We start from the raw sequence: 25,591 nt of genomic DNA on the forward strand, positions 1-25,591 counted from the left end.
CCCGATGCCCTCTCAAGGCAAAGGCGGTTCGTAAGGCCAAGCAGTGCTAACGCCCAAGTTCGTGACGGTGCTTTTCATGGTAGCGCCGTACAAAGCCGATGAACGCCGCCTGATAACTCACCGGCGTGCGCGTACTGTCCGCCTCAACCCAGGCGCGAAACTGATCGTGTAACGTCTGGTAATCCCATCCCGGGCATTCCCTGCACAGCGTTGCCATTGTCGCGTCGGTGATTTCGCCGGCGGTGGCGCGTGTCGCCAGACTGGTCCGCGACCGTCGCAGCAGCGCTGTTACGTCAATCGTCTCATCCGCATCGTTGGCTGTGGCAGTGGGGTTGGTTGACGTTTACCTTGCTGGAGCTTTAGCGCCCCCTGCCCCATGTGCCACCACGGTTTTCATCGGGCGCTCGACGTCGCTGCGACGTTTCATCCGCAGCAGTGGCTCGCGCTTTCCAGCTGGCGTCTCCAAGGCGAGCGCATAGCCCGGCAGCCCGTTGCGCTCGACGATCTTCGCGATCTCGAACTTGAAGCGGCGATATTGCCCTTCGGCGCCCGACTTCTCGAACAGCGTCGGCATGGCGATCGCGAAGCCGACTTCCCCTGCCCCTCCAGCATGTTTGCGCGCGACGCGGTATAGCCAGCGCTCACGCCCGCCCGTCAGGTCGAAATAGGCAGGGTCGATCGACAGCACCCCGCCCTGCATCATTACGCCTTCCCAGAACCAGTTCGACACCTCGATCGTCATCCCACGCGACCGCTCGGTCTTTTCGTCGACCAGCTGTGTCCACCCATCGAGCCAACTGAACGTGGCCTCTCGGCGATTCTCGGCGAATGTTGGTCTTGATCGTGCTTGACACCAGCCGGTCGAGCGCTTGGCCGAGCAGTTCATGCGCTCGACCGGTCGTGGGCCGCCCAATTGCGCGGAGTAGGTCATAGGGCATAAGGTAGAGCTTGCACGGAACGTCGTTGATCCCGCGCCGGGCCATATCCGCAAGCACGCTCGCGCAATAGATTAATATGTCCGCATCCCAAATCGTCGCCATCCCGTAATCAGGGTTGCCTGAGACGTGCACCCACAGCTTGCGGTCGGGGCTGCGATAATCGATCGGCTTGACTCGCTTGGGCTTGGCGAGGCTGAAGAACGGACGCTCCATCATCTCGCGCTGGTCGCGCAGCGGCAGGTCGGCGAGATAGGGGAGGAGCAGGTCGATCGCTCAGACACCCTCTGACGATCGGCGCGTGTCATGCCGTCACGACCTGAGTGTTTCCCAAGGAAAACATCATCTGGGCGGTAGCGGCAATCGTCCGCGTTGGTATGGAACGGACATGTTTCCCCGGGGAAACACACTCACCGCTGCAGTCCGCGGCCTTCGGCCTCCAAATGCACGAGCGCCTGCCGCAGCGCGTTGACCAGCTCGTCGTTCCCGGCGCCCGACCCGGCATGGAGTCGGATTGTTACGCCCTGTCGGTTGCTCGACTGGATGCTGAGCCCAGGGCGTCCAGACGGCGTGGTCCATGTGAACGGGGGCGCAGCGTCGGTGGGATCGTTCGACGCCTCGAGCAACCGCCGCAGCACGTCGCCAGCAGGGTAGGGGGGCGCACCCCGATCGCGCCGCGCAGCCTGCTCACGCGCAAGATCTCGAGCAGCACCTTGAATAGCCTTAGCGGCAACCTTGTCGTTGAGCGCCTGCGCCAATGCATAAGCAGGCTTGAGTTGGACGTCGGAGGGGGAGGCGAACGCGGTAATCACCGCGTCTGGGATCTGCGCGACCTTGACCATCTTTGACAGCCAACCCTTTGACACTTTGAGCCGGTCCGCCATCCGCGTCAGGTGGTTGCCGTAATGGGCCTTGAGCGCCTCGGCATAATTACGGGCACGCTCGAGATCTGACACATCTTTCCGCGCGCGGTTCTCTAGATCGGCAAGCCGGAACGCGGCTTCGTCGTCGAGGTTGGCAACCTGCGCTACGAACTGCATCTCAGGATAGGAATGCGCACGTAGCCAGCTGATCGACCAGTGGCGTCGAGTACCCGCAATCACCTCGAAGTCATGTGTAGGATCGCCGTTGACACGGCGTACCACGGCAGGAACCTTTTGTCCGCCCTCGGCGATTATGGAATCGATTAGCTCGCGGCAGCCTTCTTCGGTCAGATGCTGGTAGCTACGCGCATTACCCGGCCAGATCCGCACGCGCACTGGATCGAGTAGCAGCTGCGTCACTTGTCGCACTTCCCCGCTAGTCACTCGCGCTAGTGCAGTCTCGCGGTTGAGCAGTGTCGTCCCACGCGTCCGTTCGGACGTGGGCGGGGCAGGGGGCGCGTCGGTGTCGATTTCCGCTGATTCGTCGGCCAGCAAGGCTGCGAGATAGTCAGATTGCTTACGCGCCATGCTGCACCTCCCGCGCTGGACTTATTGGGAACGCTGCCGCGCAGGACAGCACCAATTCGGGTTCACGCGACACGGAGTAGATCCTCCTCGCGTGCGGGCTCGACACGGCCCCAGCCTTGTCGGACGAGTTGCTCGATCTGCCCCATCGCCTCGTCAAGATTGGCACGGCAGCGCTTGTGCGTCTTGGGAGTACCGATTGGGCGTTCAAGTTCGTAGATCGTCATCATTCGCATCGCGGCATGGCTGATCTCGGCGGATTCGAGGATTGGCACCGGGAGTAAGGCTGGACCGAAGCTCTGTTCCATAATCGTGCGAACCATTGCGTGGCTGGGATCGTTACTGTCAAACTTCGAACATATAAGCCGAAGGAAGCTATATTCGACCTCGATTCCGGCATGCGCGAGCTGCTGCAGGACCTGGTTCATCATCGACAGAAACTGGACGGTCGAGCAAAAATCGGGCGTCGTAGCGGCGAGCGGGACGAGCAGCGCATTTGCCGCCTGCATCACCGCGAGGCTGATCGTCCCGAGAGCAGGTGGAGGATCGAGCAGTACCACGTCGTAATTGCGCGCAAGATCGGCCAGCCCCTGTTTGAGCTTGCGGAAGCGCGCGGCGAGCACCGACTGCCCGTCCGATCCCGCGGCGGCAAGTTCATATTCGACGTCGAACAATTCGAGGTTCGATGGGATAAGGTCGACATTGGGCCACGGTGTCGATTTGACCGCATAGAGCAGGTCGGCCTGGGTCGGATCGATCGACAGATAGGGGTAGAGCGTCTCTTCTCGCGCGATATTGAAATGGGGGTTAAACCCGAACAGCGTCGTCGTCGTCGCCTGGCTATCGCAGTCGACAACCAGCACACGGTACCCCTGCACCGCGAAATAATGCGCGAGGTGGCACGTGACCGTCGACTTGCCCACCCCGCCTTTGAAATTCTGCACTGCGATGATCGCGGGGATATCAAACAGTGCGCGTGCAGGAGAGGCGCCAAGTACCTCGCGCATCTGCAGTAGTTCCTCGACCGAATAACCAAGTCTCCGCCCATTTTCACCCGCCGGGGCAGGGGGGAGGCGACCGTCATCCTCCGCCATGCGGATCCGGTTGGTCGAACAGTCGAGTAATTGCGCTGCCTCGGCAATCCCGAAGCGGACATTGAGCCCCTTGCGGCTTTCGGGCAGGAATGCCTTGCGCCGTAAGCGTTCAATCATCCGCTCGCCCGCGTCCGCCAGTTCTCCGATATGATTGACAATGGCATTCATGAACTGGTCCGATCGCTCGTCTGAAGCTTCTGGGCAATTTTATACGCGTATTAAACTCAATGCGTAAGGGTATGGCATAAAAAGGTCTACGGTGAGGCGATCTTCGCTATTAGTGTACTGGGTGTTTGATCCCACGGTTTGATGGTGTGATCCGTCGTTAGAATGGAAGAAGCCGTATGGGACAGGTACGTCATGGGAGCGCCACGACCACGCACGCCGTCAGAGCAGCAATACAGCGATCGCAAGCTTCGCTCTCGACGCTGATGCGACGCATGGCGGTATCAGCGATGGTCTCGAGCTGGTTGCCCAGTTGGACAGCCTGGGCGACAGCGAGGTCGCGCAGACGAACATGCTCGGTAAGCCTGATGGCTTCGGGGTTGTGGACATGGGGCGTGAGCTCGGCATGCAGCGCAGCAAGGCAGCGTGCGATCACCGCAGCATCGAGTGGATCGGTCTTGGCCAGCTGTGCTCGGCACGGGCGAAGCTGCGCACCCGTGCCGGATCTATAAAATAGGCGGCAAGTGCCAGCCGATCGAGCAGGATGATAAGCTTGCGCTCGTAACCGCCCGACGCCTCGAAGCCGATCCGCAAACGGGCCGTGCCGGCAAGCCGGGTCAGCTTGCGGCCGAGCATGGCAAGACCGGTCTTGCTGTTGGCGACGCGACACAGCATGCCGGTCGGATGAAGGTGAATAGCGAGTTCGTCGTTGGCAACATCGATGCCGACAAAGGTCGGGCTATGACATGATCCGGTCTCCCAGGCTCGTCGTGCGGGTCCGTTAACGGTCCCAAGCAACTGTTCGGGGTTTGGGAAAGACGGATGCGGCCCTGCTCAGGAACGGTCTTTGACGACCAGCCTGTCGAACGGCCTCACATCCGCCGCCTGAGCGGGGTGGCCATCCCGCTCAGGAACCTCGTGAATACACCATTTTCCACAGACAAGCTCGTCGAAGGGCTCTGCCTGTTCGTCGGCATCGACCGCACTAGCAAGTTTGCGGTCACCCAGCTCGTCGATAAGGCTGACAGGCGGACGGCTTGGGAGTTCCTCGAACATCTGTTGAAAGCCGTGCCCTACCGCATTCACACGATCCTGACCGACAATGGCATCCAGTTCGCCGAGCAACCGCGCAACCGCAACACCGCCTCGTCGCGCCAAATGCGCTTTGACATGATCTGCGAAGCCAATGACATTGAGCATCGGCTTACCAAGCTTAACCACCCTTGGACCAACGGGCAGGTCGAGCGGCGGATGAACCGCACGATTAAGGAAGCGACCGTCAAACGCTTTCACTACGAGAGCCACGAGCAGTTGTAGGTGCACTTCGCCGACTTCATGGCGGCCTACAATTTCACCCGCCGGCTCAAGACGCTCAGTGGCCTCACGCCTTACGAATACATCGCCAAATCTGGACGTCAGAGCCGGACAGGTTCATCGTCGATCCGATCCACCAGATGCCGGAATTAAACACCTAGCACTCAATTTGTGGGAATGCGGCAATATTTGTTTATCTGAGCCGCTGTAGTTGACTGGTTGCCACTGCTAGCCGGAGGCTGAACCCGTAATCGAAACGCGCGACGTTCAATGACGCCTCGAACGTTCCATCAACCGATCGATATCAGCCATGCTTGCATCAAGGTCGGCCGTGGCAAGGGCCAGCGGCCCGTCGTCCAGGATAGCGGGTTGCTCGACCAAAAGCTCACGTTGCGTCGGATGAATACGACCGCCTGCTGCGAGGGTAACGAGACCGGCACGGGCGAGCGCATGCGCCTGGATATCGGCCCCGGCTCGAGACAGACCTAGCGCCCGTGCAAGCTGGGTCCGCCGCAGCGGGCCGACCGCAACGATGAGCGCCCACGCGTCGCGCGTGCGTGCGTTGCGGGAGAGGCCGGTAAGCGCTTCAATACCGCGAACGCAGCGGCGGTTGCTCTGTTCAAGGCGGTCAAAGCAACCGCGAGCGATATGTTCACAATGCTGGACAAGTGCCTCGGCGCGCTCCTGAGTCGTCAAATTAAGACGAAAGACGGTCCGCGGAAGCTGCCCCGCAAGTCCAGGCCTGACGCCCGTGTTGTGGCCCAACAACGCTAGGTTGAGCGCCCAACACCCTGAAGGTGGTGCTGCGACATAGCGATGCAGCGGTCCATCCGGCAGTTCCAGCATGGCGTCATGGCTGTCCTGCTGGGCGAAATCGGGATCGTCGAGCAGCACATCGATAGCGCCAACGGCCGGCGCGATCTGCTGCAAAGGGTGATCGGCAGCAAGCCCAGCGAGTCCGAGAGCTATAGCAAGCGAGCCGGTTGTCTGCACTGCGAGCAAAGCGGCTTGTGCTGCGTCGAGGAGCGCTAACTGATCAGGCCCAAAATGCCGGGACGCATCGACCATGCGTGCCAGCATGGCGGCGGGCGCTGCGATCGCGGGCACAGCATGATTAGCAAGCCATAAGAGTACAGCGTCACGACGGAGGTCGTCGGTGAGGAGAAGCGTGTCGGCGTCGATGCTCTCCTGATGGGCAAGACCGACATCGCCGACGCCGGCATCGCGCCGGTACGCGCGCCATGCCTCAGCAACAGTCGCAAGACCGCTGATCCGGTTGCATTCGGCAGTGGCAAACCGTGTTGCGCCGGTCAGGCACCCCAATGCGTGAGCCAACGGGGCAAAATCATTACGCACCATAAATTTAGAAATAACCTAGCGGATCAAAGATTACTAGGCATCGCTACTTTTCTTTCTTTTTAACTTACCATAATCGAACATTATGGTAACTACAGCGATGTGCTACGAAGCCGGGATGCAGGGCAAACACGACCAGCGGGCAGGGCTCACGTGAACGAAATCATCGTCCATCGCACCGACGGGGAGGGGCTTCCGATCCGCGCGCGGCGTGGGATCGTTGAGCCGATCGATGCGCGTGTGACCCGGTTGCTGGCGCTAGCGCTCCCGGTCGACGCCGGCCCCGTGAGCGAGATCGGCTTCGCCGCGCAGCTTGGCGCGATGGCCGCGGCGAGCAAGGCGGCACTGGCGTCGGACCTGGCCTGCTATCTGCGTTGGTGTGAGGACATCCGTGTCGCCCCGCTGCCCGCCAAGCCCGAGAATCTGGTCCGCTACATTGCCATGCTCGAGGCGCGGGGCGCCAAGCCCGCCACGGTCGCCCGGCGGGTTGCCAGTCTCGCCACCGCACACGGCCTGTCAGGCATGCAGGAGAGGGGGCATGCGCCCACCAGCCACGTCATGGTCCGTGCGGCGCTCAAGGGCCTACGCCGGCGTCGTGGCGCTGCTCAGCGTCAGGCTGCCCCGTTGCGCTTCGGGGCCTCGCTAGATCCCCATACCAAGGGGTTCACGCTTACTGCCTTGCTCGGCGCCTGTAGCGGCGATCTGCAGGGCTTGCGCGATGCCGCACTGCTCTCACTCGGCTATGATGCGGGACTGCGCGTCAGCGAGCTTGTCGCCGTCACCGTCGCGCATATCGATCCGCACAGCGACGGTTCGGCACTCCTGTTCATTCCGTCGTCCAAGACCGATCAGGAAGGGCAGGGGGCGTGGGGCTGGCTGTCCGCGGACACGATGCGCCGGGTCGGCGCCTGGCTGGTAGCGAGTGCGATTACCGAGGGACCCGTCTTCCGCCGCGTCGGGGTCGATCGGCGCCGTCTGCGTGCGGCGGTTCCGCCGATGGCGTACGAGGCGATTCCGGGGCACACGCGGCACTGGCAGGAGAAGCTCAAGGGCAAGAAGGCCGAACCGGCACGCACCGTCTACACCGTGGGGACCACGTCGCTGAGCCGGCAGGGCGTCAACGGTATCTATCGGCGTGTGGCGCTGAGCGCCTTCGATCAAGGGCTGGTCGAGATGCCAATTGCGAGGGTTGAGGAGGCTGCAAGGGCGCTATCAAGCCACTCGCTGCGGGTAGGGCTGACGCAGGATCTGTTTGCCGCCGGGGAGGACGGCGTTGGCATTGCACAGGCACTCCGTTGGTCGTCGCCATCGACGGCACTGCGCTATGGCCGGAAGCTTGTCGCCAGGAGCAATGTTGCGGCGCGCGTACTCTCTCGCATCAGGAGCTGAAGGTGAGGAACCGACGGCCGCATCGGTTTGGCAACGTAGTAACGCGATTGAACGCCTATGGTCGATTACGGCAGCAAGCGGTTTGAATATCGACTCTGTAATCAGCAATCGAGTTCTCGCCGGATTTTCCGATCGGATTCCGGAAACCGGAAACAACATTCAAAACGGATGTTTTGATATACGGGTTTTATTTATGCTTTAAAGAATTATAAATCGGCGTTGTGATACGCTCTGTTTCCATGGGACTTTCTGAAACCGATCCATATCACGGAGGCGATGATACAGTAACCGTACTGCTTCATCTTCAGAACGCCATTCTGAAAATGATTGCCAAGGGCGCTGGGCTTACACCAACGTGTAGCACGCTGTGTGTAGAAGTAGAGCGGATCCTCCCTGACGTAATCTGTTCGGTTTTAACAGTCGATGTGGCAGGCCTGCTTCATCCGCTAGCTGGCCCGAGCCTTCCGGAAGTATATTCCCAAGCGTTGGATGGCTTGTCAGTCGGCCCATTAGCCGGCTCCTGCGGAACTGCTGCCTATCTAAAGACAGAAATTACCGTCGTTGATATCGAGACCGACGTCCGCTGGGCGCAGTTCAAAGACCTCGCACTTCCCCACGGACTCCGCGCCTGCTGGTCTAGTCCGATATGTGATGCAGACGGTCGCGTGATCGCGACATTTGCTTTCTACTATCGCAGCGCCCGACGACCGACGGCCTTCGAACGCGAGGTGGTGACTAACTGCGTTAACCTCACGCAAATCGCTATCGAGCGACATGAGCGTGTCCTCGAGCATCAGCGTCGGGCCTTTACCGACGCCCTGACCGGTTGCCCCAATCGGGCCGCTTACCATGCCGCACTTTCCAAACTCGAAGGCGCTGCGGTGGGCAGCTGGGCGCTGTTCGTGCTGGATCTCGATAATCTCAAGGTCGTGAATGACACGTTCGGGCATCATGCGGGTGACGAGCTTCTTCAGATCGCCAGCGACAGGATCTCAGCAGCGGTCAGCCCCGGGCGAACGTTTCGCGTCGGGGGCGACGAGTTTGCAGTCATTCTCCAGGCTCCTGTAGCTCTTGGTGACCTGGAGAAAATCGCTGATGACGTTCTAGGCGCGCTTTCGGTTGCTGCCGACTGCGGCGGGCATAGCATCGTCCCTCGCGCTACCATCGGAGGTGCTACGTTTTCATCGGACGACGCGGGGGTTGGAAGTGTTCGGCAGAATGCCGACTTTGCCCTCTACCACGCCAAGGAAACCGGTCGTGGTGGTTTTGTACGATACTGGGCAGGGCTCCGCTCGAACATGACGCGGCGTATGGGCGCGATCAGGGACCTCAGCGCGGCTTTGCAAGAGGACCGGATCGAGGCGCACTATCAGCCGATCTTCCGACTAGACACGCGCGAGATCGTAGGCCTGGAAGCCCTTTGCCGCATGCGCATCGGCGACAACCTGGTCTCGGCTGCCGCCTTTCATGAGGCGACTGCCGACGCCCAGGTTGCGACTTCGCTCACTGCCCGGATGATGGCGCTTGTCGCGGCTGACCTACGCCGATGGCTGGATTTGGGTATTCCGTTCCAACACGTCGGTATCAACGTCTCGTCTGCAGATTTAAGTGGCGGTGCCGTAGGACAGGTTCTCTCCGCAGCGCTCGAGCGCGAACGGGTCCCTCTCGATCACGTCATTCTCGAGGTAACCGAGACGGTGTACATGGGACGTGGCGACCAAGCGATCCAGCGCGCGATCAGGGCGTTACGCGCTGACGGTATACGTATCGCGCTGGACGATTTTGGAACGGGTTTCGCATCGCTGACGCACCTGCTCACCGTTCCCGTCGATGTCATCAAGATCGACAAACTGTTCGTTGACCACCTGGAACCCGACGGTGTCAGCGTGACCATCGTCGAAGGCCTTATCCGTACCGCGAAAAAGATGGGCATCAGGATCGTCGCCGAGGGGATAGAAACTGAAGAACAAGTCGAACAGCTTCGCGCAATCGGCTGTACGTTAGGGCAGGGGTACATCTTCTCACCCGCAGCCAATCGCGATACTACGACCGCCCTTCTCCTTGAGCACGCGCAGGGCATCGCGCCCAAGGCGTTGAAAAATTAAGCGGCAGGAGATAGGATCCATCAGTCTAAGGTGCTGTACGTCACCGGCGACGGTGACGTTGAATGCCGGAAAGTATTGATTGTCGCAGCGGCGTATTGCCGCGGGTCAGCGGTTAAGCCGATACGGCCGCGAAAATTTCCTAGGCCAGGACTTTTGTGGTTGCCGCCCCTGATGCAAGAGGTTTCTGACCGTGTGGGTTAGTGATCGGATGCGGTCTTCTGTCAGGCCTTTTGAGACGGCATTCAAAGCCGCTGGCTGGTATGGCGATCCGCGAAGCAGATCCAAATTTCATTGGCGAGCTGTAGCACTCTGAGTCCTAAACTGGTTTTCTAATACAGATCTGTTCGATTGTTTTGCTCAATCGGGTCGTCGCCTTCTTACACTCCCGTTTATTCGGCCTCAGGCAGAACTTGCAGCATAACGTCATGCTGCTTCTGCCTATGCCGCAACTCGATAATCCTTATTTTTCGTCAGCATCGCCCACGACGTCCGTGCCATCTTGTTGGAAGGCGATCGCCACGAGCATCCGCAACTTCTGCGATATAATTCGTGCTCGGCTCGTCAAGCATTCCGGAATCTAGAAGAATTTGTATGTATCTAACGGAAGGCAATTAACTAACTCGAAAACCTTAACTGCGAAGCATGCTGGAACAAGGAGTTCCGGATGCGACCCGATGCAAAGGCACTATTATCAAGGTTGGGGCAGCGCGATTTTCAGTATCGCCAGTTTGCCGATCCAATTGCAGACGTTGAGCCGTGGCCGTTGTTCGCGGCATTGCTAGAGGACGAGCGTGTCGTCGGCCGAGCCGAACGCGCAAACGAAGAAAGGGCATCTGCCGCAAATTTCCTGAGTGATTACGATGATATGTCGGGGCGCGGCGACCCTAGCCAACGTCAGGGCGGCAGCTTGCGCGCGTTCCTGTCCGGCCTTTCCGACGACAGTACGGAGCGCCGCTGATGCCGTTAATTCTGTGCCATTCACCCGTCGGCGGTGTTGGAACCACGTTCATGACCGCCCGTCTCGCGCTCGGCCTTGCAGCACGGGGGCACGACGTCTCCGCGATTGATTTTACACATGCCGACGCATTGAAGCTGTTCTTCGGGATGCTCCCTGCGCAGGAAATCCCGGCGATGACCGATGCCACGACCGAAGGCATCGTCGTCGACGGCGTCGAATTGCTGTCGGGCTATGCCGCCGTCCAGAGCGGCGCGTTCGGGCGCCTGATGGCGCGGTCGGGCGCGTCGCCGTTCGATAGCGAGCGTATTGTGATCGCCGATGTCGCCTGTGCGGACCTCGCGCTGAAGACCAGCCTGTTGCCGCACGCCGCGCTGCACCTGTGCACGCTCGTGCCGCAACCGACATCGCTCGCGGCATTGGCGAAGGTCCAGCCGGGTACGCCGACGATCGACCTCGAACAGACCGTGTTCGTTCTCAACCAGGTCGACGACACGCGCAAATTGTCGCGCCATTCGCAGATCTTCCTGCGCGCGTTGTTCGGCGATAATCTGATCGCGACTGTGCGCCGCGACGAGGCAGTGAACGAGGCGCTGGCATCGTTCCAGCCGATCGTGCGCTACGCCAAGCAGAGCGTGGTGCTGCCTGATCTCGAAGCCATGACCGACGCAATCCAGGCCCGTTGCGGCCTTACCGCCGTCTCAGAGCCGGCGGAATGACGCGCGGATCGGTCCGCAAGGCCTTTCGTGCCGATACGCTTGGCATCACAGTCGCCGCTCTGCTGACGCTGGTCGTCGTGACGGTGCCGCTGGATATGAAATCGCAGTGGATCTTTGCTAGCGTGTCGATCCTGGGCGCGATCGTGCTCGGGCGGTCGAAGTCGCGTCGTGGGACGCTGGTGCTCGCCCTGCTGTCGCTGGTCGTATCGACGCGTTATCTGTTCTGGCGGACCACCGCGACGCTCGAATTCGAAAGCGCGCTGGGCACGTTGCTCGGCATGGGACTGTACCTCGCCGAACTTTATGCGTGGGTCATCCTCGCGCTCGGCGTGCTCCAGACCGCGTGGCCGCTCGATCGCCAGTCGGTCGAGCCGGAGGGCGAACCGCACGAATGGCCGACCGTCGACGTCTATATCCCGACCTATAACGAAAGCCTGGAGATCGTCCGGACGACCGTGCTCGCGGCGCTCGACATGGATTACCCGCGCGATCGCTATCACGTTTACCTGCTCGACGACGGTCGCCGGCCTGAATTCCGCGCGTTCGCGCGGTCTGTCGGCTGCGGCTACATCACGCGCGCCGATAACAACCATGCGAAGGCGGGCAATCTGAACGCCGCGATGTCGAACACCGAAGGCTCGCTGATCGCGATCTTCGACTGCGATCACGTCCCGACGCGCGCCTTCCTGCAGATGACGGTCGGCTGGTTCCAGCGCGACAAAAAACTCGCGCTCGTCCAGACGCCGCATCACTTCTATTCGCCCGATCCGGTCCAGCGTAACCTGGGCTCGGTCCGCGACCTGCCGGGCGAGGGCGACCTGTTCTACGGCGCGGTTCAGCGCGGCAACGATCTGTGGGACGCCGCTTTCTTCTGCGGGTCGTGCGCGATCATCCGCCGCGCGGCGCTTGCCGACACCAATGGATTCGCGTTCGAGACCGTCACGGAGGATGCGCATACCGCGCTGCGCCTGCAACGCATGGGCTGGTCGACCGCGTATCTCGGCATCCGGCTGTCGGCCGGACTCGCGACCGAGCGGCTGGTGCTGCACATCGGGCAGCGTATCCGCTGGGCACGTGGGATGACGCAGATCCTGCGCATCGACAATCCGTTGTTCGGTCGTGGCCTGAGCTTGCAACAGCGGTTTTGCTACCTCAACGCGATGCTGCATTTCCAGTTTCCGCTGCCGCGCATCGCCTTTCTGACCAGCCCGCTCGCATATCTCATCCTCGGCGAGAACATCATTCATGCGTCTGCCGGGATGATCTTCGCCTATGCCGCCGCGCATCTCTACTGCGCGCAGGTATCGGGCGGCCGGTTGCAGGGTGGCGATCGCCGGCCGTTCTGGGGGGAAGTGTACGAGACGATCCTGGCGTTCCACTTAGTCCGGCCGACCGTCGTAACGCTGTTCCGGCCGCATGGCGGCAAGTTCAACGTCACCGACAAGGGCTCGCTGCTCGACAAGACGCATTTCGACACCGCGACTGCGCGTCCGCACCTGATCTGTATCGGCTTGGTGCTGTTCGGCATCGCGTTCGGGTGCGTCAAATACTTCTTCTTCGCGCATCTGTTCAACATCCAGGGCGATACGCTGGTGCTGAACACGGTGTGGGCGGTTTTCAGCCTCGTCATCCTGCTCGCTGCCGTATCGGTCGCGCGCGAGACGCGGCAGGTCCGCGAGTACATCCGCATTCCCGTCCAGTTGCCGGCGACGCTCTATTTCAGCGACGGCCATGTCGTCGATGCGGAAACGATCGACCTTTCGATGGGCGGTCTTGCGATCACCGCGCCACCGGGCGTGACGCTCGCCGACCGCGAGGTCACCCACGTCGCGCTGCCGATGGGGGATGAAGTGCTCACCCTCCCAGTCGAAACGCAACTTATCGACAAGACCTTGGTCACCATGCGGTTTCTGGAACTCGACATGCTTCAATTACGTCAACTCGTCCGCGCCGTCATGGGCCGCAACGATGCCTGGGAACCCGAGGCACCGCGGCGTCCGGTCTCAACGCTGCGCTCGCTCCACGACATTCTGGTCGTAGATCTCGTCACACTCAAACGCTTGCTCGGCTTAAACCGCGCAGAACGCCATCGCGAACGGATCCGGCTAAAGGCAGTAACCGCATCGCTTGCTGCCGCGGCATTGGTGATGAGCGTCAGCCTGCCGCAGCCGGTCGCCGCGCAGGCTCCAACCGTACCGGTGTCCGCACCCGAAGCACCGGGCGGTATCCGCCAGGAGCGCCTGACGCTGCGCGACCTGCGTATCGGCAGCGCGATCCGCCTTGCCGGCACCCGCGGCGAGATCGCGATCCCGTTCGGGCTTCGCAGCAACGAGGTCGTCACGGCAGCCAACCTGACGCTCGCGCTCGCCTGGTCGCCGGCATTGCTGCCGGATCTGAGCCAGTTCGTCGTGATCCTGAACGGCGAGGTCGTCCGTACGGTTCGGCTCACGCCCGACGGTGCCGGCGGTCAGCAGCTCACGATGGCGGTCAATCCCGCGCTGTTCCTGCCGGGCGACAACCAGCTCAATCTGCGCTTGATCGGTCACTACACCCGCGATTGCGAGGATCCGTTCCACAGCTCGCTCTGGGCGAACGTCAGCAATACGCGYTCGGCGCTCGACCTGACGATCCAGCGTCTCCCGCTTGGGCCTGACCTTGCCCGGCTGCCGTCGCCATTCTTCGATCGCGCGGACAATCTGCCGCTCAACCTGCCGTTCGTNTCGGCGCTCGACCTGACGATCCAGCGTCTCCCGCTTGGGCCTGACCTTGCCCGGCTGCCGTCGCCATTCTTCGATCGCGCGGACAATCTGCCGCTCAACCTGCCGTTCGTGTTCGGGGCGGCGCCGTCGAATGGCGAACTCGAGGCCGCGGCCAGCGTCGCATCCTGGTTCGGACGGCTGGCCAGCTATCGCGGGTTCGCGTTCAAGCCGAGCTATGGCCGCATCCCGCGCGGCAACGCGATCGTATTCCTGCGTCCCGGCATGCGCGTCGGCAGCTACGTGCCCACCATCGCCGGTCCATCTGCGCAGGTTATCCGCAACCCATTCGACGGTTTCGGCCAACTGCTGCTGGTGATGGGGCGCGACGAGCGCGAACTGAAGCTCGCCGCCGCTGCGCTGGCGACGGGCCGCGGCACGATCGGTGGCGCCGCGGCGTCGTTCGACGGTGTCCGCATCCCGACCTATGCGCGCTACGCCGCACCCCGCTGGCTCCGCTCGGACCGTGCCGTCAAACTGGGCGAGATCATGGACCCGCGCGCCCTGCAGGGCGTCGGCCTGCCACCAGGCCCGCTCACCGCGGCGTTCCGGACCGCGCCCGACCTGTTCTTCTGGCCGCGTGGCGGGGCATCGCTCGACCTGCGCTATCGTATCGCTACCCGTCGGCGACATGGCTCGACCGGCGCGCGTCGCGGCTCGATATTTCGATCAACAACCAGTATCTGCGGACGCTCCCGCTCGCCGGCGCGGCATGGTGGAAGGCGCTGATCGGCGGCCAGGACGGCGCATCGTCGAGCCAGGCTCGCGCAAAAGTCGAACTGCCGAACTATAATCTGTTCGGCCAGAACGAGCTGATCTTCGATTACAACCTGATCCTCGGCACTAAGAAGAAGTGCGAGGGCACGCTGCCCGAGAACGTCCATGTCGCGATTGACCCGGACAGCGCGATCGACCTGACGCACGCCTATCATGCGCAGCGGATGCCGAGCCTCGCGACGTTCGCGAACGCAGGCTATCCCTTCACGATCAGTCCCGACTTGGCCGAGACCGTCGTCGTCGTCCCCGCCTCGCCCGACCTTGGTATCGTCGAGGCGTTCCTGGCGATGATGGGCCGCTTCGGTGACTCGACCGGTGCCGCCACCACGGGGGTAACTGTCACGCAGGCAGCTGACGGCGACCGGCTTGAAGGGCATGACGTGCTGGTCATCGGTATCCCGCAGACCGCCGGCGCGTCCGCGTTGTTCGCCGGTGCGCCGGTGCGGATCGAGAACGGCAGACTGCGCGTGGTAGAACGCAATCCGATCGAGCGCGTCTTCGGGCTGATCTCTCCCTACGGTGATAGTGACGTGACCGAGACCAACGCGTTTCTTACGACCGCAGCGCGCTTCGAAGGTTTCGTCAGCTTCCGATCACCGTTTGATAGCGCACGTACGGTCGTTGCGATGCTCAGCACGGATCCAACCGACCTGCCAGAGCTTATCCAAGGTCTTGCAGAGCAGCGAATTAATGCGCAGGTGCAAGGCGATCTATCAGTAACCAATGGCGAGGGCATGCGCAGCTTTGCGGTCGGTCAGACTTACTGGTCCGGATCGCTGCCGGTATGGATGCGGATTGGCTGGTGGTTCAGCGAACGACCGCTGCTGATGGCGCTAAGCGGCTTGCTTATCGCGCTCCTGCTGGCAGGGCCTCTATATTTGCTGCTGTCGCGTCAGCAGCGGCGTCGCCTGGGTTCGGAGGACGCGGCATGATCCGCTTCACCACGCTAGCGCTATTAATGGCGGGCATAGCTTTGCCAGCGCTTGTCCAACCAGTGGCCGCGCAGGTCGCCGGAGTCGGTGCGCTCGTCCAGCAGGGACGGTATTGGCAATCGCGCGGTCGCATGGACTTGGCGCGGGTCGCCTATCGTCGTGCGCTCGCAATCGATCCGTCAAACGTTGAAGCTCGTCATGCCTTGTCTGCATCAAGTGCCCCGGCCCCGGCACCTATTGCACGGCCCAGCAAGGGGCCAGCGCAGGTTCCGTCGAGCATGACCGGTGCCGAACCCGCGCCAGCAACTGCCTTGCGAGCGGTGCCGGCGACGGCCCCGGCACGCAGAGCAGTACCGACACCGTTGGACCGCGGTGGGGATTCACGCGCGGCGGGCTTCCGCTCGCTCGACCAGGGCAATCTCGTACAAGCGCAACGCCAATTCGAGGCGGCGCTTGCCAATAACCGTAACGATGCTGATGCGGCAGGGGGCCTTGGCATCGTCCGGTTGCGGCAGTCGCGCTTTGCTGAGTCGGCCAGCCTCCTGTTGCGCGCCTCGGCACGTGGCAATCGGTCGCGCTGGTCGGAGGCACTTGCGTCCGCGCAGTTCTATGCGGGGCTCGGCAACGCTCGCGCGCGTCTCGCAGGCGGTGATGTCGCCGGCGCACAGACCCAGGCCGAGGCGCTTGCGCGTACCGACGTCAAGAATCGCGGCCCTGCGCTGGCGCTGCTTGCTGACATCTATGAACGCCAAGGTCGCTACGCGGACTCGGCTGATCTTGCACGCCAGGCGGGTTCGGCAGGCGGCAGCGCGTCGCAGCTCGAAAGCCGCGTGGTACGCAACGACGCGTTGCAGGCAGCGACGCACGGCGATCCTGCAAAGGCAGATGCCCTGTTCCAGCGTGGGCTGCTGCTCGACCCAACGGACCCGTGGATCCGCTACGAATATGCGCGGTACATGATCGAGCAGGGCCGTGCCCCGGAAGCCGAGGCACTGATCCAGTCGATCCAGACGATCGGTACCGCCGACGCGTTGTATGCTGCAGCGATGCTCCACAACGAACGTAGTCGGCAGGCACAGGCAACGTCGTTGCTGTCGCGGTTGACCGAAGCGCAGAAGACGCCGGCGATACGCCGTTTCGAGGCGCAGATCGCGGTGGACTCTGCCGTTGCGCGGGCCAAGGCGATCGCGGCACAGGGCCGGGGCGGTGAGGCGATTACGACGTTGCGCCAGATCGGCTCGACCCCGACGTTAGGCGCTGCATCGCTCGCAGCGATTGCCGGAGGCCTGAATGATCTCGGCGATCAGGCTGGCGCCATTCCGCTAGCTGAGCGCGCGTTAGCCGCAAGCCCTACAGCCGCAGCGGATTATGAGCCGATCGTTCGGGTGCTGGCGCAGACCGGGCAGGATGCTGCGGTTGTTAGCGTGATCGATCGTGCGCGGACGGCATCGGCTGGATCCGCTTCAGGTGCCCAGGCAATTGCGCGTCTCGAGGGAATCGCGGCATCATCGCAGGCGGACCGGATGCGTTTGACGGGTCAGAACGCACAGGCGTTCGACCTACTGCAACAGGCATGGACCGCGTCGCCGGGGAATGTCGATGTGCTGAGTGCGCTCGGCAGATTATACCAGTCGGGCAACATGTCCTCGCAGGCGGCGCAGACGTATCAGATGGTGCTCACGACAAATCCGCGGGACAAGGGCGCATTGATCGGCTTGATCGGCAGTGCTGGCGCCGGCGGCAATCACGACGTCGCCGCCGCCACCGTTAACCGCGCGCTTGCTGCCTATCCAGACGATTACGAGATCTACGCGGCTGCCGGTCAGATGGAGCAAGCTCGCGGTGATCAGGGAGCGGCAAAACGCTATCTGCGTCGTGCCGAGGCAGCCTATGCCGCCCGCTCCGGCGCCGGTGCCGTGCTGAGCGGGACTAATCCGTTCGCCGCGGGCATGGGTTCGGGCAATCCCTTCCGCCAGGCGGAACAGGTGCCGGTCGTTGCGGCAAACCCGTTTGCATTGAGCGCTGGGCCGATCCCGACTTCCAAGCCCGGCCGCTCTTCGACGCCGATGGCCTTCACCGTGGCGCCCGGATACGGCGCAGGCTTGCCCGGTGTTTCGATACCAACTGGGTTTGCGCCAGGTAGCTATGCGTCCTCAAACAACGCGGTGCCGCAGGCCGGCGTTGCAGGCGGCGATGCCACGCTGATCCGCCTGCGCGACGATATCGCCCGGTTGAGCGACGACACCGGTCCGCGCGCGGAAATGAAGCTCGGCTTTCGCGAGCGCTCTGGCGAGACGGGCTTGAGCGAATTGCGTGAATTGTCGGGCACTGCAACGCTTTCCACGGGTGTCGCTGGTGGTCGCGTATCCGTGTCGGCGACACCGGTCGTGATCGATTCCGGCCGCCCAACCGGCTCCGCGCTTGCTCGGTTCGGCCGTAACGCCACGCCGGAGGCGCAAGGGATCGTCAACGCGTTACCTTCAGCTCTTGTCCAAGCCGATACCCAGCACGCCTCCGGCGTCGCTGTTGTCGCATCGTACGACAGCCCCGGCGTGCGGATCGAGGTCGGATCGACACCGATCGGGTTCCACAATACCGAAATGACGTGGGGCGTGACGGCTAAACCGAAAATTTCCCGGACGGTAACGGCGCAAGGCTGGGTGAAGCGCGAGCCAGTGACCGACAGCATTGTGTCCTACGCTAGCACGCGGGATCCCGTCACCGGCGCGCGCTGGGGTCAAGTCATGCGGACCGGAGGCGGAGCATCGCTCTCGTGGGACCGCGACGGCACGGGCGTCTATGCCGACGTGTCGGGTTATCGTTATGCCGGTGAAGCGGTTCGAAAGAACCGTGGTTACCAGGCGAATGCGGGTGGCTATCTGCCTGTTTACCGCGACGAGCGTTCGACGCTCACTGGCGGCCTCAACCTTAACTGGCAGGCGTTCGACAACAATCAGAACTACTTCACCTACGGTCATGGCGGCTATTTCAGCCCGCAGAGCTTCCTAAGCATGAGCGTACCGATCCGGTATGCGTACAATTCAAGGCGTTGGGAGGGGCGTTTCGGCGTTGCGCCAGGTTATCAAAGCTTCGAACAGGATCGAGCGCCAATCTATCCGACCGATCCTGACGCGCAGGCCGAACTTGACGCGTTGAAGGCGCGGAATTCTGATGTCCGCTCTTATTACGACAGCCTGAGCAACACCGGTTTTGCCTTCTCGGCGGACGGGTCATTGTTTTACCGTTTGAACCCGAACACCCGGATAGGCGCCTCGGCCAGTGCCAACACGTTCGGGACCTATGACGATTACCGATCGACTTTCGAATTGCGCCAGTCCTTGGGGGGCGCCAAATGAACGCAATGACTGAATGGTCCACCGACAACGCGACCGAAACCACTGCTGCATCCCTGTTGCTGGGCAACATCGTCGCCGAAGTCGAGGGTAGCGCAACGACGGCGCAGCGACGCACGTTCTTCCGTGCGGTCGGCGCCCGGATCGCCGCGGGTCACCCGGTTGGCGACGCGCAGGACATTGCCGCGCTCGCAGCGTCAATTAATCGGCTATGGCGCGAGCATGACTGTGGTGAAGTGCGGTTCGAACTTGCCGAGGATGGCCTGTTGATCACGCACACCGGTTTTCTTCGACGGCTGGCGCCAGTTATCGGTGACGCTACCGAACATACCCTGCGGCCGCTGTTAGAAGGGGCGTATGATGCATGGCTACATACGCTTGGCAGTAGCACCAACCTGACGACACGCACGCTGTGGTGGACCGATACAGAGATGCGACTGAAGCATGGACGTTGATCGTCGCCACGTCATGGTCGGGATGGCCGGTCTGGCCATCGCAGGGTGCAGTAACGCACGCACACTGGACGACCGAACACTTACCTCCGAGAACAGCGCAACGCAGAACCTCGCGGCAGTTGAGCCAACTACCCTACCGGCGACCGGCACAAACGGCGTGAGCTGGGCGACGTTCAAGCAGCGGTTCGTGGCGGACGACGGCCGGATCGTCGATAACGGCAATGGCGACGTCAGCCACAGCGAAGGCCAGAGCTATGGGCTGCTGTTGTCGCAGGCTGCCGGCGACCGCGTGGCGTTCGATAAGATCCTCGGCTGGACCGAAGCCAAGCTCGCCCGGCCGGATGTCCCGCTATACGTTTGGCGCTATGATCCGCGCTCGGCCAATCCTGTAGCCGATCGTAACAACGCGACCGATGGCGACCTGCTCATCGCCTATGCTTTGGCAGAAGCGACGAAACGATGGCACGAGCCACGCTATGCTGCGCGTTCCCGGGTGATCGTGGATGCGATTGCCACCCGCCTCGTGAAGACGGTCGGCGGCAGAATGATCTTGCTGCCAGGGTTGGACGGGTTCTCGACCGCCGCGCGAACGACGATTAACCCGTGCTATTATGTCTGGCCTGCGCTCGATCTATTCGCCAAGACAGGCAACGCGGCGGTCTGGCGACAGGTTATCACCGACGGCGAGGCCTTGATTGCGGCAGCACAGTTCGGTGCGCACCGCTTGCCCACCGACTGGATCGACGTCTCGAACGTCGGAGCGGTCTCCCCGGCAGTCGATAAACCTCCGCGGTTCGGCTTCGACGCCATTCGCGTGCCGCTTTATGCCAACGTTTCAGGTCGCAACGCGCTGGTCGTGCCGATCAGAACCTTTTGGAGGCAGTTGCCGGTTGAACGAATACCCGCTTGGACCAACGTCATTACCGGCCAAGTTGCGGAATATCCATTGTCGACCGGCGGCCAAGCCGTCGTGAACCGCGTGCTTGGGACCCCATCAACGCATGTGCTTTCGACAGATTACTACGCTGCGGCACTGCAGTGCCTAGCTGAGGTTTTCGCTTGAGTGGTGGCGTCAATCGTATTTAACCCTACGGTTCCGGGTTCTCATCTTCCCCGTCCTGCATCAGCTTTTGAGTTTAAGCTCGCGAACGATCCAGTATTATTACGGGCTTGCCAATTGACCGAGAAATACACGTAGCGTATTTGACGTTGAGGTGCGCGAATTAAACGCGGACTGCCCATTATTCAAATTTAACATGAGCTGTGGAGCGCGAAAAGCAGGCCGGGGTATGACCGCGGTATCATAGCTTTATAAGCAGCAGGTTTCGAATCAGGCAGATACCGTCGATAATTGCCTACTATTGTCGACACAGGCTGCACCTAACAATGGCCCGGCTTCCGTTTCAAGGAAGCCAGGCCCTTGGGTTATTCCGCTGCTGCTTCTTCCACCTCGCGCTTGCGCGGAGTCGGAGCGGACTTTGCGTCTGCCTGAGCTGCATTCGTCTGGCCAGGTTTGCGACCTAGGCCAATGCTCTTGGCCATCGTGCGACGCGCTTCTGAATAGGTAGGAGCGACCATGGGGTAATCAGCCTTCAGGCCATAACGCTCGCGATACTCCACTGGCGTCATGCCGTTAGTCGCGAGGTGACGGCGCAGCGTCTTGTACGGCTTGCCATCGATCATGCTGATGATGTGATCGGGGCTGGCGAGCGACTTACGAGCCGTCACCGCCGGAGTGTATTCTTGAGCAAGTGCCTCTGGCTCGGCAGCCGTCGCGTTTCCGCCAACCAGCACCGAAACAGTTTCGTACATTTTGTTCAGGAAGGCCGGAACGTCGTCAGCATTGGTACGCGTGTTGGGGTTGGCTAACCAAGCGATCGTTAATTCCGTGGCGAGTTCAACAGGGTTTAGGTCGAGGGCAGGATCGGACATAGAAGTCTCCATTTCTGGAAGCGCATCTAGGTAGTGGATTGGTATCTGGCAATCTCTGACGGCGTTTGAATGGCTCTTTGCGGCGCAGTGCCGTTTTCAACCGGATATGTATCGTATCACGTTGGCAGTTAGTGACGTGCTTCCCAATTTCAGGCCGGATCTGTACTCGGCAGCTTGGGTGGCGCTGGAGTCGCAGGCGCTGCGCCCGGGGGCGGTCTTGGCGGCGGACTGGGGGCATTCTTGGTTCGGTCTTTGGCGAGCGACGATAGAGCCGTCCGGAGATAAGACCCTCCTGCTCGATCAAACCGGCGGATTTGAGGTCCACGAACATCTCGTCGCCACTGGGCTACGGCACGGCGATACCTTCGACGGTATGACTGGGGAGCGCATGTGATGCGGAGACGGGGAAACAAGCGAGCTGGTCCTGTGGCAATTGTCATCTTCGTGATGATCGTGGCACTCGTCGTCACGATCTGCTGGCTCGCCGCGCAGGGCTTTCAGAAGGAGCCGAATGGACCGCCGCGTGGTAGTCGAACGCTGCCAGCGCAAGCAGCGCGGCGGACCGTAACTTCGACGCCTCCCAACGCTACTCCTGCCCGATAACGGAGACGACGGTTAAATTGGCGGTCTGAGGTCGGGGGGGGCCGCGTAGGGTGCGGTCCCCCCCCGGATAGGCTGGTTTAGTTGCGCAGGGTGTCGGGAACGATACCGCCGTTATCGGCAAGCTTCTGCATCACTGCCTTATGAAGGGCGATGTTCTGCTCGGCCGAGCCGTCGGCTGCTGCATGGACGTTCAGTTCGCTAGCGAGTTCCTTGCGAGCCGTCAGACTGGAATCCAGGTCCAGCAGCTTCAGAAGATCGACGATCGAGCTCTGGTAGTTGCCCCCGCCATCTTTCATCGATGCCATCTCGCTGAGGACCGCACCGACATCGACGGACTGCTGAGCCGCTGCTGGGGCGGGCTGGTCGGTAGCGGTCGGCGCGGCTTGCGGTGCAGCCTGCGGCGCCGCGGCAGGAGCCTGAGCCGGCGCAGCGGCTGGCGCGGCTTTGTGATGGAAAACCTTGTTCATGATCGTGCTGAAGATGCTCATAGCCGTGTCCCGATAAGGCCGGCAGTTGTGCCGGCAGACGGCTAGAACGAACTTGCTTCACGATCGGTCCGGCGTTCGTTGCTTGGGCGGAACGGTCCTCAGGAAGCACGCGTTGAGCAGCCAGCGGCAATATGCGAGCAGATGGAGAGTATGATGAACTTCAAGACCCTGGCACTGGTATCGGTAGCGGCATTGTCATTGGCCGCATGCGGCAAGAAGGCCGACGATACGACCGCCGTCGATAACAGCACCTACGCCAACACGACCGCCACGGACGTTAATGCAGCCGGTTCCAATGATGCGATGGCAGCACCCGCCTCAGGTGGGCAGGCTTTCGTTAACATGGCAGCTGCGAGCGATGCGTTCGAAATCGAGACCTCGAAGCTCGCTGTAACCAACGGCGCATCTGCTGCTGTTAAGAAGTTCGCTGGCCAGATGATCACCGCACATGAGGGTTCGACTGCGAAGCTGAAGGCACTGACGGCAACGCTGTCGCCAGCTCTGACGCCCAACCCGGTGCTGAGTGCTGAGCAGCAGCAGAAGCTTGCCGATCTAAAGACCAAGCAGGGCACTGATTTCGACACCGCATACGCGGCTGCCCAGGTCGCCGGGCATCAGCAGACGCTCGATACGCTCAAGGGATATGCTGCAACCGGCGACGTGCCCCAGCTGAAGACGTTCGCGTCGGGTCTGGCACCCACGGTCGCAGCGCATCTCAACATGGCGAAAGCGCTCAAGTCCTGAGGTAGCGTCCCAGACGATGAAGTATGAAGCCGAGAGGGACGCCAGGTGTGCCTCTCGGCTTTGCCCGTCCTGACGTCAGGACGGATACAACGAAAAATGCTTCGTGCCGGGTCTCGACGTGACCGATACGCGAGCCCCGGCAGGAAGGTTTCCGCATGAGCAGCCCCGACAATATCGCCGGTTACAAGGATGTCGTGACCGGTAGCCGCGAAGCGCCCGCGGACAATCCAGGTGCGGCTCAGATCCGCTCGGCCTCGGCGCCGGAACTCAAGACGCTGGCCGGCGTGGCCGTTGGCACGCTCGTCATCGCCGCCCTGTATTTCGGTCAGGAGGTGCTCATCCCGATCACCCTGGCGGTGATGCTCTCCTTCGTTCTCTCACCGGTTGTCAACCTGCTGCAGCGTCTGCGTCTTTGGCGTGCACCTGCCGTGATCTTGACCGTCATAGCGGCCTTGGGTGTCTTGGGCCTGTTCGGCGCGCTCATCGGTAGTCAGGCGGCATCACTGACTGTGAACGCACCGCAATATGCCCGCACCATCGAAGCCAAGATCCAAGGGGTTCAGGGGTTTGCGGTCGCACGCCTAGCCTCGATCACCAAGGAACTGGGGGGCTCGCGACCAACTACCCGGCCTCGTGCCGCGCCGGCAACGCTGGCAACACCGCCGGCTGTGACAGCGTCCGACCAGCGCCGCCCTATTCCAGTGGAAGTCGTTCAAGGCAGCACGTCGCCGTTTGCGATAGCGCGTACGGTTCTCGAACCCATCCTGGGCCCGCTGGAAACAACGGTCATCGTTCTTATCGTGGCAATCTTCGTGCTGATGCAGAAGGAGGATCTGCGCGATCGCTTTATCCGAGTGTTCGGATCGAGCGACCTGCACCGCACGACGCGTGCTATCGATGACGCGGGTCAGCGTCTCAGCAAATATTTCCTTTCCCAGCTGGCTGTGAACACGTGCTTCGGCGTCGTTATAGGCCTTGGTCTATGGCTGATCGGCATACCATCGCCGGCCATGTGGGGCGTGATGGCGGGTCTGCTGCGCTTCGTACCCTATATCGGGCCGTTCCTGGCAGCAGTGGCTCCCGCAGCCCTCGGTGCGGCCGTGGATCCAGGCTGGGGAATGGCGCTGGAGGTCGTCGCTCTCTTCGTGATCATCGAGCCGCTCACCGGATATGTCGTCGAACCACTACTCTATGGCCACTCGACAGGTCTTTCGCCTGTATCCGTGATTGTATCAGCGATCTTCTGGACGTGGCTTTGGGGTCCGATCGGGCTGATCATGTCCACCCCGCTGACACTATGTCTGGTGGTCATGGGGCGTCACGTTAAGAGCCTGGAGTTCTTCGACGTACTGTTGGGCGACAGACCGGCGCTGACGCCTATCGAAAGCTTTTACCAGCGCATTCTGGCTCGGAACCCGGACGAGGCTTTGGCACAGGCTGAGATGCTTCTCGCTGACCGGTCGCTCACCGAATACTATGACGGGGTCGTGCTTGAAGGGTTGAAGCTGGCAGTCGAAGACGAAGCGCACGGGACAATCGACCGCGCTGGTGCGGCGCAGATGACCAAATCGATGATGTCCGTGATCGAGGACCTACAGCCAACGTCCGGGCCAACACCGTCTGACACCATGGTAAAGGCTCAAACGGTCGCCTGCGTTGCGGGGCACGGTCCGTTCGATGACGCTGTTACTGCTATGCTCACGCAGTTGCTGGGTCAGCAAGGGGTGCAAGCGACGCGTATTCCCAATACCGAAGTGTCCCGGGATGCGGTGCAGACGTTGGATCTAACCGGGATCGATGTGATCGCCATTTCTTATCTCGAGGTGACCGGTTCGCCAGCTCAGCTGCGTTACCTTGTCCGGCGCTTGCGTGCCCGAGCGCCAAACGCGCGCATTGTTGTCGGGCTATGGCCGCAGGGAGAAGCTACCCTTAGCGATACCGGGATCCAACAGGCCTTGGGTGCGGACCGTTATGTAAGCTCGTTGGCCGATGCGGTCACAGTGATAGTAGAACCAAGACCTTATCTAAAGGCAACCTGATCGGCCTGACGGAGGCAATGAACTTTAGGCCC

Annotated in this window: 19 protein-coding genes and 3 pseudogenes; 14 read left to right on the top strand and 8 right to left on the bottom strand. The window is 61.6% G+C overall.

Translation table 11 applies throughout. From position 1 onward, the window contains the following. Positions 1 to 343 precede the first annotated feature (343 nt). The 5 genes and pseudogenes from ASE69_RS05810 to ASE69_RS05830 all read right to left on the bottom strand — a co-directional run bounded on the left by ASE69_RS05810 (position 344) and on the right by ASE69_RS05830 (position 4,317). A pseudogene (locus tag ASE69_RS05810) lies at positions 344 to 1,154 on the bottom strand (replication initiator protein A). 191 nt (positions 1,155 to 1,345) lie between these two features. Beyond that, positions 1,346 to 2,386: a ParB/RepB/Spo0J family partition protein gene (locus ASE69_RS05815; RefSeq protein WP_056484245.1), complete on the bottom strand. Its 1,041-nt coding sequence runs from the start codon at positions 2,384 to 2,386 to the stop codon at positions 1,346 to 1,348. Positions 2,387 to 2,448: 62 nt separating this feature from the next. Then, complete coding sequence (locus tag ASE69_RS05820; protein ID WP_056484249.1) at positions 2,449 to 3,645, bottom strand: AAA family ATPase; 1,197 nt, start codon at positions 3,643 to 3,645, stop codon at positions 2,449 to 2,451. A gap of 190 nt (positions 3,646 to 3,835) precedes the next feature. Then, the gene (locus tag ASE69_RS23390) at positions 3,836 to 4,078 is read right to left on the bottom strand and encodes a hypothetical protein (protein WP_056484252.1); all 243 of its coding nucleotides are present in this window, start codon (positions 4,076 to 4,078) and stop codon (positions 3,836 to 3,838) included. Continuing rightward, a complete protein-coding gene (locus ASE69_RS05830; protein WP_056484255.1) occupies positions 4,075 to 4,317 on the bottom strand; it encodes a hypothetical protein in 243 nt (80 codons plus the stop codon). The genes ASE69_RS23390 and ASE69_RS05830 overlap by 4 nt, the downstream gene beginning before the upstream one ends. 282 nt (positions 4,318 to 4,599) lie before the next feature. Between ASE69_RS05830 and ASE69_RS05835 the strand changes: the two are divergent. Then, positions 4,600 to 5,117, top strand: a pseudogene (locus ASE69_RS05835) (integrase core domain-containing protein); the annotation flags it as partial. 106 nt (positions 5,118 to 5,223) lie between these two features. On the opposite strand, the gene ASE69_RS05840 reads toward ASE69_RS05835, so the two are convergent. Continuing rightward, complete coding sequence (locus tag ASE69_RS05840) at positions 5,224 to 6,315, bottom strand: hypothetical protein (protein ID WP_056484257.1); 1,092 nt, start codon at positions 6,313 to 6,315, stop codon at positions 5,224 to 5,226. A 150-nt stretch (positions 6,316 to 6,465) separates the two neighbouring features. Here ASE69_RS05840 and ASE69_RS05845 point away from each other — a divergent pair, with 150 nt between their 5' ends. From ASE69_RS05845 to ASE69_RS05880, 10 genes and pseudogenes are all read left to right on the top strand, one after another. After that, positions 6,466 to 7,701 (top strand): hypothetical protein, encoded by a 1,236-nt coding sequence (locus ASE69_RS05845; protein WP_056484260.1) that lies wholly within the window; start codon positions 6,466 to 6,468, stop codon positions 7,699 to 7,701. 239 nt (positions 7,702 to 7,940) lie between these two features. Further along, positions 7,941 to 9,806, top strand: coding sequence for a putative bifunctional diguanylate cyclase/phosphodiesterase (locus ASE69_RS05850; protein WP_056484263.1), 1,866 nt, complete (start codon positions 7,941 to 7,943; stop codon positions 9,804 to 9,806). Between the two features lie 664 nt (positions 9,807 to 10,470). Then, positions 10,471 to 10,764 (top strand): hypothetical protein, encoded by a 294-nt coding sequence (locus tag ASE69_RS05855; RefSeq protein WP_082452925.1) that lies wholly within the window; start codon positions 10,471 to 10,473, stop codon positions 10,762 to 10,764. Then, complete coding sequence (locus ASE69_RS05860) at positions 10,764 to 11,480, top strand: cellulose synthase operon protein YhjQ/BcsQ (protein ID WP_056484269.1); 717 nt, start codon at positions 10,764 to 10,766, stop codon at positions 11,478 to 11,480. Before ASE69_RS05855 ends, ASE69_RS05860 begins: the two co-directional genes overlap by 1 nt. Beyond that, on the top strand, positions 11,477 to 14,199 hold a 2,723-nt coding region (gene bcsA / locus ASE69_RS05865; RefSeq protein WP_235518181.1), incomplete at its 3' end, for a UDP-forming cellulose synthase catalytic subunit. The genes ASE69_RS05860 and bcsA, both read left to right, overlap by 4 nt. 1 nt (position 14,200) lies before the next feature. Continuing rightward, positions 14,201 to 14,965: pseudogene (locus ASE69_RS23195) on the top strand (cellulose biosynthesis cyclic di-GMP-binding regulatory protein BcsB); the annotation flags it as partial. Beyond that, positions 14,899 to 15,945, top strand: a complete 1,047-nt coding sequence (locus ASE69_RS23200) for a cellulose biosynthesis cyclic di-GMP-binding regulatory protein BcsB (RefSeq protein ID WP_082452927.1) — start codon at positions 14,899 to 14,901, stop codon at positions 15,943 to 15,945. The pseudogene ASE69_RS23195 and the gene ASE69_RS23200, both read left to right, overlap by 67 nt. Next, positions 15,942 to 19,301: a cellulose biosynthesis protein BcsC gene (locus ASE69_RS05870; protein WP_056484273.1), complete on the top strand. Its 3,360-nt coding sequence runs from the start codon at positions 15,942 to 15,944 to the stop codon at positions 19,299 to 19,301. The genes ASE69_RS23200 and ASE69_RS05870 overlap by 4 nt, the downstream gene beginning before the upstream one ends. Positions 19,302 to 19,306: 5 nt before the next feature. Further along, entirely contained in the window at positions 19,307 to 19,753 is a 447-nt protein-coding gene (gene bcsD, locus ASE69_RS05875) for a cellulose biosynthesis protein BcsD (protein WP_156362193.1), read from the top strand. After that, positions 19,743 to 20,816: a glycosyl hydrolase family 8 gene (locus ASE69_RS05880; protein WP_056484278.1), complete on the top strand. Its 1,074-nt coding sequence runs from the start codon at positions 19,743 to 19,745 to the stop codon at positions 20,814 to 20,816. Before bcsD ends, ASE69_RS05880 begins: the two co-directional genes overlap by 11 nt. Before the next feature lie 362 nt (positions 20,817 to 21,178). Here ASE69_RS05880 and ASE69_RS05885 read toward each other — a convergent pair whose 3' ends face one another. Then, positions 21,179 to 21,685 carry a MucR family transcriptional regulator gene (locus ASE69_RS05885; RefSeq protein WP_056484319.1) on the bottom strand — a complete coding sequence of 169 codons (507 nt, stop codon included), beginning with the start codon at positions 21,683 to 21,685 and terminating at the stop codon, positions 21,179 to 21,181. 106 nt (positions 21,686 to 21,791) lie between these two features. Between ASE69_RS05885 and ASE69_RS05890 the strand changes: the two genes are divergently transcribed. Next, positions 21,792 to 22,079 (top strand): hypothetical protein, encoded by a 288-nt coding sequence (locus ASE69_RS05890; protein WP_056484283.1) that lies wholly within the window; start codon positions 21,792 to 21,794, stop codon positions 22,077 to 22,079. A 286-nt stretch (positions 22,080 to 22,365) separates the two neighbouring features. Here ASE69_RS05890 and ASE69_RS05895 read toward each other — a convergent pair whose 3' ends face one another. Continuing rightward, the gene (locus ASE69_RS05895; protein WP_056484286.1) at positions 22,366 to 22,776 is read right to left on the bottom strand and encodes a DUF3597 domain-containing protein; all 411 of its coding nucleotides are present in this window, start codon (positions 22,774 to 22,776) and stop codon (positions 22,366 to 22,368) included. Positions 22,777 to 22,929: 153 nt separating this feature from the next. Here ASE69_RS05895 and ASE69_RS05900 point away from each other — a divergent pair, with 153 nt between their 5' ends. Beyond that, the gene (locus ASE69_RS05900) at positions 22,930 to 23,520 is read left to right on the top strand and encodes a DUF4142 domain-containing protein (RefSeq protein WP_056484322.1); all 591 of its coding nucleotides are present in this window, start codon (positions 22,930 to 22,932) and stop codon (positions 23,518 to 23,520) included. A 155-nt stretch (positions 23,521 to 23,675) separates the two neighbouring features. Further along, positions 23,676 to 25,559 (top strand): AI-2E family transporter, encoded by a 1,884-nt coding sequence (locus ASE69_RS05905; RefSeq protein WP_056484289.1) that lies wholly within the window; start codon positions 23,676 to 23,678, stop codon positions 25,557 to 25,559. The last annotated feature ends 32 nt before the right edge of the window (positions 25,560 to 25,591 follow it).

The organism is Sphingomonas sp. Leaf208 (genome assembly GCF_001421415.1).
Classification (GTDB): Bacteria; Pseudomonadota; Alphaproteobacteria; order Sphingomonadales; family Sphingomonadaceae; genus Sphingomonas.